This window comes from Pseudoalteromonas sp. NS-SX12, from assembly GCF_057367955.1.
Window position 1 is genome coordinate 1,135,154 of the sequence record NZ_CM170634.1, and the last position, 12,796, is coordinate 1,147,949.

Annotated in this window: 9 protein-coding genes; 7 read left to right on the top strand and 2 right to left on the bottom strand. The window is 41.9% G+C overall.

What is annotated here, in order from left to right; all coding sequences use genetic code 11:
• Window positions 1-46: 46 nt before the first annotated feature.
• The gene (locus AC2IOM_RS05425; RefSeq protein ID WP_486359336.1) at window positions 47-934 is read right to left on the bottom strand and encodes a DMT family transporter; all 888 of its coding nucleotides are present in this window, start codon (window positions 932-934) and stop codon (window positions 47-49) included.
• A gap of 327 nt (window positions 935-1,261) precedes the next feature.
• Here AC2IOM_RS05425 and AC2IOM_RS05430 point away from each other — a divergent pair, with 327 nt between their 5' ends.
• From AC2IOM_RS05430 to AC2IOM_RS05440, 3 genes are all read left to right on the top strand, one after another.
• Entirely contained in the window at window positions 1,262-1,528 is a 267-nt protein-coding gene (locus AC2IOM_RS05430) for a hypothetical protein (protein WP_138629564.1), read from the top strand.
• A 68-nt stretch (window positions 1,529-1,596) separates the two neighbouring features.
• The gene (locus AC2IOM_RS05435) at window positions 1,597-2,826 is read left to right on the top strand and encodes an efflux RND transporter periplasmic adaptor subunit (RefSeq protein ID WP_486359337.1); all 1,230 of its coding nucleotides are present in this window, start codon (window positions 1,597-1,599) and stop codon (window positions 2,824-2,826) included.
• A gap of 9 nt (window positions 2,827-2,835) precedes the next feature.
• Complete coding sequence (locus AC2IOM_RS05440; RefSeq protein ID WP_486359338.1) at window positions 2,836-5,937, top strand: efflux RND transporter permease subunit; 3,102 nt, start codon at window positions 2,836-2,838, stop codon at window positions 5,935-5,937.
• 67 nt (window positions 5,938-6,004) lie between these two features.
• On the opposite strand, the gene AC2IOM_RS05445 is transcribed toward AC2IOM_RS05440, so the two are convergent.
• Window positions 6,005-8,719: a choice-of-anchor B family protein gene (locus tag AC2IOM_RS05445; RefSeq protein ID WP_486359339.1), complete on the bottom strand. Its 2,715-nt coding sequence runs from the start codon at window positions 8,717-8,719 to the stop codon at window positions 6,005-6,007.
• A gap of 97 nt (window positions 8,720-8,816) precedes the next feature.
• Here AC2IOM_RS05445 and AC2IOM_RS05450 point away from each other — a divergent pair, with 97 nt between their 5' ends.
• From AC2IOM_RS05450 to AC2IOM_RS05465, 4 genes are all read left to right on the top strand, one after another.
• The gene (locus AC2IOM_RS05450; protein WP_486359340.1) at window positions 8,817-9,458 is read left to right on the top strand and encodes an MbnP family protein; all 642 of its coding nucleotides are present in this window, start codon (window positions 8,817-8,819) and stop codon (window positions 9,456-9,458) included.
• A gap of 1 nt (window position 9,459) precedes the next feature.
• A complete protein-coding gene (locus tag AC2IOM_RS05455; protein ID WP_486359341.1) occupies window positions 9,460-10,569 on the top strand; it encodes an MbnH family di-heme enzyme in 1,110 nt (369 codons plus the stop codon).
• 89 nt (window positions 10,570-10,658) lie between these two features.
• Window positions 10,659-11,705 carry a proline racemase family protein gene (locus AC2IOM_RS05460; RefSeq protein WP_486359342.1) on the top strand — a complete coding sequence of 349 codons (1,047 nt, stop codon included), beginning with the start codon at window positions 10,659-10,661 and terminating at the stop codon, window positions 11,703-11,705.
• Window positions 11,702-12,793: a M24 family metallopeptidase gene (locus tag AC2IOM_RS05465; protein ID WP_486359343.1), complete on the top strand. Its 1,092-nt coding sequence runs from the start codon at window positions 11,702-11,704 to the stop codon at window positions 12,791-12,793. Before AC2IOM_RS05460 ends, AC2IOM_RS05465 begins: the two co-directional genes overlap by 4 nt.
• The last annotated feature ends 3 nt before the right edge of the window (window positions 12,794-12,796 follow it).

Consider the following 12,796-nt stretch of genomic DNA (forward strand, 5'->3'; position numbering starts at 1 on the left):
AATATAGATAACGCTAACTGTAGCGCAATTTTGGTGATTTAACCTGCTAGCGTTTGGCTTTTACTAACTTTTGTATTGCCAAACCACACACTATAAAACCCAAACCTATAATCGTGGTGGAATGAATTGCTTCTCCCAGTAAGGTGTAGATAAAGATAAGTGATAAAAACGGCGAAATAAAAATTAAGTTACTAACACTCGCTGTGTTTTCTGCTTTTTTCATTGCCATTAACCACAGCACAAATGTAATACCCATTTCAAATAACCCAACATAAGCTGCTGCTAGCCAAGCTTTGCCTGTAGGAATTTGCCAAGCGTTTTGCCAAGTCAGTACTAAGGCAATAAATGGTAAGCCGATAGAAAAACAAATAAATAAACTAATTACTGGTTTATCAGTGTTTTTGGTACTAAAAATCCAATACAGTGCCCAAAGTAGTGTTGATAATAAAGCAAGCCCAACACCCAGCGGGCTTTCAAAATTAAGCTCAGTAAATTGCCCTTTTGTACTAATAATCAGCACACCTAAATAGGCAAAAAGCAATGCGGCAATATCAACTTTTCGTAGGCGTTGACCGAGCATTGGTACTGCAAGCAAACTTAGTGCAATCGCCCACGTGTAATTGAGTGCCTGCGCTTGCTGTGCGGGTAGTAAATCATACGCTTTAAACAGAATGAGGTAATATAAAAATGGATTAAGTATGCCTAATTTTAAATACAGTAAAGGTTTAGTTAAAAACGCCGTTTTGACGTGTTTGTAGTCACCGTTCACAAGCAAAAATATAGCTAAAAACAACCAGCTAAATGCAGAGGCATAAAACACCAACTGAAGTGGTGTAAGTTGCATCAATGCGAGTTTAAACGCAGTAGCTACCGTCGACCATAAAAAGACGGCCGATAAGGCATAGAAAATTGCGTGTTTTTGGTTTTTTACCATGTGCGTAGTAAGTTAGGGGTTAAGATGAAAATGTTATCTGTATATTTTATAACAAGTTGAATGCAAAGTTGGTTAAATATGCTGATCTATATGGTTATCAATATGTTAAAAGTAGCATTTTAGTATTTAAGTGAATTTATTAATATAAAGAGCTTGCAGAGAGCTTTTTCATCTACGAACCAGAACCAACCTTATGCCCAAAGCTTAGGGCTAGCTAAGTTTTATACAATCACGTATACTTTTTACGTTATGCGAATTTTATATTTAATGCTTATTTTCAGTATTTTTCTAAATCCACTTGCGGCGAACAGTATGCAAGGGGAGGAAATGTCGTGCGCTGAAATGCATCAAGTAGAAAAAAGCATGGAAAGTTCAAATCACAGCTGTTGTGATGACAGTCAAATGCAGCAAGAAATGGCTAAGCATGATTGTGAAACCTGCAATGATTGCAGCGCAAAATGCCATACCTCATGTTGTGTTTTCTCGGCATTCGCCTTCTCAGAGCCAATCGCAAAAGAGCTCGCGTATCTCACCATTGGGCTTTCAAACTACCCAACGCCACTGCAAGTTAGCATTATACCGCCAATAGCTTAATTCAATGTTTTAAGCCGTATTTGCCAACGTCAAATACACCTTATTTATTTGAATTGAGAACTAAATCTATGAAAAATTTATTAATTATTTTCTTAGCGCTTTTTACAAGCTTGAGCTTTGCAAACGTGTCATCGCCTAATCTGGTAAATGAATTGACACAATCACCCGCGAAAAGCACCAAGTTTGTCTGTCCAATGCACAGCCACATCGTTAAAGATCACCCAGGAAAATGCCCCATTTGTGGCATGGACTTAGTGGAACTTTCAGCGCCTGAAAGTAGTGAAGAAGTGGCTATTTCAGTGTCAGGGCATACTCAGCAGAGCATGGCGTTAACTAAAGCACCGGTTGAGCGTTCTACTTTATGGCGTTTTATAGAAACCTTCGGCAAGGTTGAATATGACGAAAATGGCCTAACCCATATTCACCCAAGAGCAACCGGCTGGGTTGAAAACCTACAAGTAAAAACTTTAGGAGCACGTGTAAAAAAAGGTGAGTTACTTTATGAAATTTACGCGCCTGAGTTAATTGTTGCCCAAGACGACTATTTATCCCTGCTTAAAACAAATCCAACGAATAAAGGCTTGAAAGAACGAGGCCGCACGCGTTTACGTTTATTAGGTATGTCTGAAAAACTAATCGACCAAGTTGAAAAAACTAAAGAATCACTGTTTCGCGTGCCTTACTATGCTCCACATGATGCGATAGTTTCTGAGCTTGGCATTCGTGAAGGTATGTATGTGCAACCCGCCGTCAAGTTAATGACCTTGGCGGATCTTTCACAGGTGTGGGTGTTAGCCGATGTGTTTGAGCATCAAATAGATTGGGTAGAAAATGGTAAGTGGGTTGAGTTCGACCTCCCTGCGATTGGTGTTTATGCCATTGAGGGTAAGATTGAATACATCTATCCTGCGCTTGATCCTAAAACCCGTACATTAAAAGTTAGGTTGTCCTTAAATAATGAAAGCGGTTCATTTAAGCCAGATATGCTGGCAAATGTACGTATTTATGGTGGCCCTAAAGAAGATGTGCTTAATATTCCGGTTGAAGCGCTTATTCGCACTGGTAAGCAGAATCGTGTAGTGGTAGAGCAACACGATGGCACGTTTGTCTCGCGTGAAGTGATGGTGGGTATGATCACCCAAGGCCGCGCTGAAATTATGCAAGGGCTAGCACAAGGTGAACAAGTAGTAACTTCTGGTCAATTCTTAATAGATAGCGAATCGAACATTCGCTCAGCTATTTTGAAAATGAGTCAAGATGGCAAACCAGCCAAAGCAATGCAGTCGCATCAACACTAGGAGGCGATTATGTTGCAGTGGATTATTCAAACCAGTTTAAAGTACAAAGTATTGGTGCTGTTATTGGCTGCCATGCTAGCGATATTGGGCGTTTACTCGGTAAAGCAAACACCGCTTGATGCCATTCCTGATTTATCGGATGTGCAGGTCATTGTTAAAACCAGCTTTCCGGGGCAAGCACCTGAAGTAGTTGAAGAGCAAGTAACATATCCGTTATCAACCAGTTTAATGGCAGTACCAAAAGCAAAAACGGTGCGAGGTTTTAGCTTTTTTGGTGACTCTTACGTTTACATTATTTTTGAAGACGATACCGACTTGTATTGGGCGCGCTCGCGGGTGTTGGAATACCTAAACCAAGTTACCGCTAATTTACCAAGTGATGCTAAGCCAACCTTAGGGCCCGATGCTTCAGGGGTTGGTTGGGTTTATCAATACGCTTTAATAGATAAAAGCGGCACACAAAACTTAGCCCAGCTACGAACTTTGCAAGATTGGTTTTTAAAGTACGAATTACAGTCAGTGGCGGGTGTAAGTGAAATTGCCACCGTTGGCGGCATGGTGCAAAGTTATCAAGTAGTTGTGGAGCCGCTTAGGTTAATGCAGTACGGCGTAACACTCACACAAGTAAAGTCAGCAATCGAAAATGCCAATAGTGAGGTGGGCGGTTCGGTGCTTGAAATGGCCGAAGCCGAATACATGGTACGCAGTCGCGGATTTTTAACCGACTTGGATGCGTTTAAAGCCATTCCCTTAGGCATTATTAATGACGACGGTAGCCCGTTATTGCTAGAACATGTTGCGACCATTCGTTTAGGCCCGCAAATGCGCCGAGGCATTGCCGAATTAAACGGTGAAGGTGAAGTGGTTGGTGGCATCGTGGTGATGCGCGATGGCGAAAATGCGCTAACAACCATTGCCAATGTAAAGGCGAAAATTGCACAAATTACGCCGAGCTTGCCTGAAGGGGTTGAGATTGTAACGGTTTACGACCGCTCAAACTTAATTGAACGCTCGGTTGAAAACTTGCAGTCAAAACTGATTGAAGAAATGATTGTTGTTGCCTTGGTGTGCTTAGTATTTTTAATGCATGCACGCTCAACGCTAGTGGCTGTGATTTGTTTACCGTTAGCGGTATTAGCGGGCTTTATACTAATGCGCTTAATGGGCATTAATGCCAATATTATGAGCTTGGGTGGTATTGCGATTGCGATTGGTGCGTTAGTTGATGCTGCAATCGTTATGGTTGAAAACTGCCATAAACACCTTGAGCAGTATCGCGCTGAAACGGGCGAGAACGCTCAGGGAAAAGCACACTGGCAATTAGTAAGTAAAGCCGCTGTGGAAGTAGGGCCTGCGCTTTTCTTCTCGCTTATTTTAATCACAGTGAGCTTTATGCCGGTGTTTGCCCTTGAAGCACAAGAAGGGAAATTATTTAGCCCGCTTGCCTATACAAAAACGTTTGTTATGGCGGCTGCCGCACTGTTAAGCGTGACCTTAGTGCCTGTATTAATGGGGTATTTGGTGCGCGGTAATATTCCAAATGAGCAAAATAATTATCTAACACGTGCGTTAGTAGCAATCTATCGCCCGATTTTAGACCTTTGCTTAAAAGTACCTAAATTTACGCTGTTGGTTGCTATTGTGATTGCGGCATCAAGTTATTACCCGCTTTCTAAATTAGGCAGTGAGTTTATGCCTGAGCTAGAAGAGGGGGATTTGCTATATATGCCAACCACGCTGCCGGGTGTTTCCATTGCGGAGGCGGGTGAAATACTGCAGCAAACTGACCGCTTAATAAAAACGCAGCCCGAGGTACTTAGCGTATTTGGTAAAGTTGGCCGCGCAGAAACCGCAACCGATCCTGCACCGCTAACCATGCTTGAAACCACCATTCAGTTAAAAGCAAAGAGCGAGTGGCGCGAAGGAGTCACCCTTGACACCATTATTGCTGAGTTGCAAGCGAGTGTGAATTTTCCGGGACTTGCCAATGCCTGGGTGCAACCGATTAAAACCCGTATTGATATGTTGTCGACCGGTGTTAAAACGCCAGTTGGCATTCAAATCTCGGGCGATGATTTAGCGCAAATTGAGCAAATAGGTCGTGATGTGGAGCGTATTTTAGCGGATGTTCCGGGTACCTTATCGGCTTATGCTGAGCGGGCGCAGTCAGGGCGCTATATTGATATTTCGCCAAGACGTAAAGACGCTGCCAAATACGGTTTGAATATTGCCGATATTCAAAATTTAGTTAAGCATGCGTTAGGGGGTGCCAATATTGGCCAGTCGGTGCAAGGCAAAGAGCGCTTTCCTATTAACTTGCGTTATCCACGTCGTTACCGTGACCAAATTGAAGAGCTAAAAACACTCCCGTTTTTATCACCAACGGGGGCATGGGTCACACTAGAGCAGGTTGCTGATATTGAAATTAAAGATGGCCCAGCGATGATTAAAAGCGAAAATGGTCGTTTTATTGCGTGGACATTTGTCGATTTAGCGCCAGATACGGTTATTGGTGATTATATTGCAGCTGCAAAAGCAGCACTGGATAATGAATTAGTGCTGCCTGCCAAGCACAGTATTCGATTTTCAGGTCAATATGAATATATGGAGCGGGTTACCAGTAAATTGGAATTACTAATTCCAATTACCTTGGCGATTATTTTTATTATTCTCTACCTTGCATTCAATTCATCATTGCAGGCTACATTAGTGATGTTAACACTACCTGTGGCACTGGCGGGTTCATTGTGGTTTGTTTACTTGTTGGATTATCAGTTATCCGTTGCGGTTGCGGTAGGCATGATTGCCCTTGCGGGGGTTGCGGCTGAATTTGGTGTCGTGATGCTGATTTACCTCAATCAGGCGTTAAAACAGCATAAGGATATTTTAACTGCGGTAAAACAGGGGTCGGTACAGCGTGTTCGCCCTAAAGCGATGACGGTACTGACTATCGTAATTGGTTTAACACCGATTATGTTAGGTGGCGGCACGGGAAGTGAGGTGATGCAAAAAATTGCAGCGCCAATGCTCGGCGGTATGGTGATAAGCCCACTGGTGAGTATGTTGGTATTACCTTGTGCTTATTATCTGTTGTATCGCAATAAAAAATAAACGCACCACAAGATAAAACAAAAAAGCGCCAATCGGCGCTTTTTTTAAGTCAACAGACCTAATAGTTTTACCTTCTACGAATTGCTAATAGCGACATCAGGAGTAATAAGTAAATAGGTAAACTACCGCTCGATGAACTCGATTTTTCAGGCTCTGGTGGAGCAACAGGTGCAACAACAGTAATGGTTAATTCATCACTGCTGCTTGCGCCATGTTCATCGGTAGCAGTAAATGAAATGACGGCAGTTCCAGCGTCGCTAGTGGCAGAAACACTAGGCTTTAAGCTGTCTTCATTGGTGATATTAATTGCAACACCAGATACTCGTTGCCACTGATAAGTCAGTTGCTCAGAGAGATCATCGCTGGCAGTTGCGGCATTTAATACTGTTGAAGCATTTGTTGCCAGTTCAATATCGTTACCTGCGTATACTTCAGGCGCGCTATTGCTGTCATCATCAGAAATGGTAATTTCAATCTGCTGATTGCTTAACAAGCTGTCATCATTATTAGTAAGTTTGATAATAAAGCGTTCGGCATCTTCAATTTCTTGATCGTCCGTAATGCTAAATGAAATGGTTTTATTGGCTGTGTCGCCTTCAGCCCAAGTTACTGTGCCATTTTCAAAAGAAATATCGTCACTGCTCGCTGTTAGGTATTCAACTTGGTAGTCAAAGGTAATTTGACCACGGTTGCCACCCATGCGGCTTAATTCAATATTTACATCACCTGTTTTTTCAGAGAAGGTGCGGCTTGTTTGAACAAAGCCAACTTTGCCTTGGCTGGCAAGGCCATTAATGGTGACTTTCATAATTCGATTATCACCGATTTCAAGATTGCTCGATGCATTGTGCAAGCGAATATAAAAGTCTTTAAGTGATGTTTCACCGTTATCAGTAAGCGCTATGCCAATCACTTTAGGGGCGGTATCGTTGGCAGCCCAGGTTAACGTTTGTGTACTGTTTCGTTGGCTCATATCGCTATTAAGTTGCGCACTACCATTGATGATTTCAAATTCAACACTGGCTTGTTCGTTATCTGCGGATGGCTTAGTGACAACAAGGCGCAATTCATCACCGCGCTCAGCAGTTAATTCGGTGCTTTCAAACGCTACATTAACGTTATTATCACGAGTGTTGTCTTTTAATACGTATAGGCCGCTATTAATGTCGCTGATTAAAATATTGCCAGACGGTAAATAAGGATAAGCGCCCCAAGCACCATTAAATGATGGATTATCTGATGTTGGGAAAGTATCGAAATAACCTACTTGTTGCGGGTTAATAGGGTCGCTAATATCAAGAATGGTTAAACCGCGCTCGTAATTAGACATGTAATAGCGGTTGCCTTTAACAAAGCCGTTGTGGTCTATGGTGCGGTTATTACTGGTCCATTTACCAACAATCGTTGGTTGTGTTAGATCGGCTAAATCTAGAATACGAACTGTGGTATTTAAACCGCCTTTATTTTCATCAAACTCATCATGCACATACACGTAGCGTTTGTTTTCGTGCCACCAACCTGAGTGAATATATTGGCTGCTGCTATCGACATCATCATAGCCTACTTGTCCTAAACGTTCGGTATTAGCAGATTGTGTTGCATCCCAAATGCGAATTTCATTTTCGTTAAAATCGATAAATACATCACACACACCGCTGTTGGCATTAACGCAATCTCGCGTAGCTCGGGTATCGTTTATCGACATGTTAGTGGCATCATGCGTGTAGTTAGCCCGTGAGGTTGAGCCAATATCAAAGCTTTTGCTGGGATTGTTGGGCGTTGTTAGGTCATAGGTAGTAAACGAGCCGCCATATTTGTTTGACCCAACAATTTGCATTTTTGCAGATTGGCCATTGAGCGGCAGATTTAAACTGTAATCAACATTACTGATATACACATTGTGCGCGCTATTCACTGTGAAGTTGGTACCAGAGAGCGATACCGATGTGGGTAAATTATTTAGGTTAATTATCTGCACGCCAGTGTTTGCTTCAGCTGTTACATAGGCGTACGCTTGATAGGCTTTTAAAGTTTCGTCGTAATATTGCAGTACTTTTATATCGCGCCACGTCGTATTTGCGCCAGCGACACGACCAACTAATGTTGGGTTTGTAGGATCGGCCAAACTGTATACGCGAATACCATCAGAGAACCCCATAATGGCGTATTCAATGCCGTTATTTAAATCAACATGCCCCCAAATATCATTGCCTGAGGTGTTTGCTGGCAATGGCACATGAGCAACTAAATCTACGTTGTTACAGGAATACGAACCGGCACGGCCATTTTCACATGCTGTGTTACTTTGCTGCTCAAAAAGTGCTTGGTGACGTGCTAGTTTTTGTTTTAGCTGTTTTGAAATCGTTAAGCTTTTAGTATCTGCAATCACGTTAAAACCAGCTTTTTGCAGCATGTCATGCAAAGCTATTGGTGCACCAACGATTTGTGTTTTGTTGCGATTAGGATTTTGTACTTGAAAGTGGTCAAAGCGGTTAAAACCGCCTAATACGGGTACTAATTCGCTTTGTAAATAAAATAGCTCAGATTCATTTTTTAACTCGTATTGACCACTAGCGACCAATACTTTGTCACCTTTACTTGCTTGCGATACTGCGTAGGCGATGGATTTACATGGCCTGACGGGGTTGTTGCAGTCGCCTTTATCAATTCCGTTTTCGGTTACATAACGCGCCTTATCATGTTCTGTATGTGCGATCGCGTTCAGGCTAGTAATGCCACTTGCCAAAGCAAGTGATAGCAGTGTAAGTTTCTGAGTCATCATAACTTTGTTAGGATCCTGTTCCTGTATTAATTACAGTGTAACTAATCAATCAAGAGAGTAAACCACCTTGCTGCGGTCATTTTGTATACTTTTGTTAATGAGTTTTTTGCTTGCATGCAAAGAGCCATCGACCACTAAAATTGAATTTGTTGTAAAACAACATGGCGTTCAACACACATGTGATGAGCGGCAAACACTCATGTGGTTTGTCTCCGAATTTAAATCGGAAAATTCAATCTCAATTAAGCCTAGTCATTTTTCATCAAACAGCGTTGCCTTAATTGGCGCAAATTGTGAGAAAAGCAGTTGGCAAGTTGAGCTTATGGCAGATGATTTAGACGGGGAAAAGCTATCATTTTCGATGGCGGTTCCGTTTAATGAAAATCACCTTAATCCGCTTACTGCAGCATCACCACTTAACATCAGTGAAATGTTTTGGAGTTGGCAGTTAGGCCATAAATTTTTCCGCTTTGATGGCGACAATGACTTCGCCTTTCACTTAGGCAGCACAGGATGCAAAAGTGCATCGCGTTTGCGGGCGCCTTCAGCACCATGTGCTTATCCAAACCGTTATCAGTTTGAACTTTCTCAATTTGATACGAATAAACCAATTGTTTTAGATTTAGATCGTTTACTTTCTGAGGTGGATCGTTCTCGCTCTTGTATGAGTGAACAAGCGAACGAGATTTGTCAGCAGTTGTTTAGCAACTTAACAACTAATATATTTTATCAGGAATAATATGCGTCGTTCTTTACTGTTGTTGGCACTATTACTTGTCGGTTGTAGCGAACCAAGCAAGCCATATCAATGGCAACTACCTGAGGGCTTTCCGCTGCCTCAAGTACCTTCTACGAATCCCATGAGTGATGCTAAAGTTGAACTTGGTCGACACTTATTTTACGACAAAAACTTGTCAGCAAATGGATTGCAAAGTTGCGCGTCATGCCATCAGCAAGATAGGGCATTTGCCGAAATGGTCCCAACTTCAATTGGTTCGACAGGTGAGGTACATCACCGCAATGCGCAGGCACTAGTTAATGTTGCTTACAATAAAACTCTGACTTGGGCTCACTCAGAAATGACAGAGTTGGAACAGCAAATTTTGCTCCCGCTATTTGGTGAAACACCGCTTGAAATGGGTGTGACAGGGCACGAAGAAGAGGTGTTAGCACGCTTTAATACGCCAGAGTACAAGACATTATTTGAGCGCGCTTTTGGCACTAAAGATGCGAATTTCGATCACATAGTTAAAGCGCTTGCTAGTTTTACCCGTAGTTTGATTTCGTTTCAAAGCCGTTTTGATCAATATGCTTACGCCATGCAGGATGATGCGCTGACAGCAAGCGAAATACGTGGTATGGATTTGTTTTTTTCAGAGCGTTTAGAGTGTCACCATTGCCACGGTGGCTTTAACTTTACGCAATCAACGACCCATCAAAAGCAGCAATTAGACCGTCATCCATTTCATAATACAGGCCTTTATAATGTTGATGGTAAAGGGGCTTTCCCGCTAAGTGATCAAGGATTATTTACTATCACAGAAACACCACAGGATATGGGCAAGTTTAGAGCGCCAACATTGCGTAATATCGCCTTAACAGCCCCTTATATGCACGATGGTAGTTTACAAACGTTAGAGCAAGTAATTGACTTCTATGCCGATGCAGGACGCAATATTACAACGGGCAAGCATCAAGGTGATGGCCGTGAAAACCCGTATAAAAGTGCATTTATTAAAGGTTTTCAGTTAACTGAACAAGAAAAACAAGACTTAGTGGCATTTTTACACACTTTAACTGACGAAAAGTTTATTAAAAACAAAGCATTTAGTAATCCTTTTAAACAATAGCTACTTACCCAAGCAGGGCTTTATATTGATTTTAATATTTACAAAGGTATATTGTATGCAAATATTGATTTCGATATAGAAAGCTAAATATGAACACAAATGCGTTTGCAAATTGGCAACCAAGCAAAGCAATGCAGCAAATTACCACACTAGAAATGCACACAGGTGGTGAACCGTTACGCATTATTACATCGGGGTTTCCTAGTTTAAAAGGCGACACCATTTTAGCAAAACGTCAGGATTGTTTAGCTAATCATGATGATTTACGAAAAGGCTTGATGTTTGAACCTCGCGGTCACGCAGATATGTATGGCGCATTGATTGTTGAACCGGAGCGCGATACCAGTGACTTGGGTGTGCTGTTTTTACATAACGAAGGTTACAGCACCATGTGCGGTCATGCCATTATTGCCCTATCTAAAGCGGCAATTGAAGCAGGTGTAATACACAAAAAAGAAGGCGTTAATCAAATTAATTTTGATGTGCCTTGTGGTCAAATTCGCTCATCGGTAACCGTTAAAAATGGTGAAATTAACGATATTCGTTTTTTAAACGTGCCTTCATTCTTAGCGCTAAAAGCACAGCAAATAGAAGTTGAAGGCATAGGAACTGTGACTTTTGACTTAGCCTACGGCGGCGCGTTTTATGCCTATGTTGATGCGGATGCCATTGGTTTGTCTCTTAAGCAAGATAACAGTAATCAAATTATTGATTGGGGTAAGCGTATTAAACAGGCGGTGATTGCCAGCACCGACATTAACCACCCTTTTGAAACTGACTTAAGCTTCTTATACGGTACTATTTTTGTTTCGCATACCCAAATGGAACACCCAGATTCGCATAGCCGCAATGTGTGTATTTTTGCTGAAGGTGAGTTAGATCGCAGCCCAACAGGGTCGGGTGTGGCAGGCCGAGCAGCAATTCACTTTGCTAAAAACGAAATTGAAGCACAACAAGAGATTGTGATTGAAAGTATTTTAGGCTCACAGTTCAGCGTTAAGGTAGTTGATACACTAGAATATGGTGATTACATGGCGGTGATCCCAGAAGTGAGTGGGAACGCTAATGTGGTGGGTAAAAACACTTTTTATTTTGATCAGAACGATGCATTAAACACAGGATTTATTTTCCGATGAGTACCTCATTTTTATCACGCCAAGCGACGTTTCGCAGTTTATTAACCTGTTCACAACTCGATAGCGCTTTGATTTTTGGCTACGAGAATATTCGCTATTTATCTGGTTTTAGCGGCCATGCCGCGTATTTAGTGATTAATCAAAATAGTGGTTATTTAGTTACTGACTACCGTTACGCAGAGCAAGCCACAAATGAAAGCCAAGGCTTTGAAGTCATTTGTCGAGACCGTGATAACGAAGCGTTAGGCCATTGCTTTAATCGCCTTATTGACAAAAGCGCTAAGTTAGGTTTTGAAGCTGATCATATTAATGTTGGGGCTTGGCAAGCAATAAATGCAGAGTTGTCAGTTGCACAATTAACGCCAATACAAGGTGTTGTTGAACGTATGCGCTCTGTAAAAGATGATTGGGAAGTAAAGCAAATTGAGCTTGCAGCAGCGATTGCCGACCAAGCACTGAATGAAACCTTGCCTTATTTTAAAACGGGAGCCAGTGAGCGCGATATTGCACTTGAGCTTGAATATCGCATGCAAAAGCTCGGCTCAAATGGCATGAGCTTTGACACGATTTTGTTATTTGGCGAGCGCACCTCTTTACCACATGGTATGCCAGGGGAGCGCAAACTCGCTGTTGGAGATTTTATTACCTTAGATTTTGGTGCAGTAATTAATGGTTATCGTTCTGATATGACGCGCAGTTATATTTATGGCGAAGCCAGTGAAAAACAACAATTGGTTTATCAAACTGTCGCAGATGCACAGGCTGCTGCTATGGCTGAAGTGGTTGCAGGTGCTGCTGCAACTAATGCTTTAAAAGCAAGCCATCGAGTAATTGAAAATGCGGGCTTTGCTGAGTATGCAGGTGAAGGGTTAGGCCATGGCGTAGGATTATTTTTACATGAATTTCCAATTATAAAACCAAATTGTGATTACCATCTTGAAGCCGGTAATGTCATTACGATTGAACCGGGAATTTATATTCCAAACTTTGGTGGTGTACGTTTAGAGGATGATATTTTGGTTACTGAAAATGGCTATAAGTTACTGACTCATGCTCCTAAGCAAATGATTTTACCTGAAAGACGTTAAGTG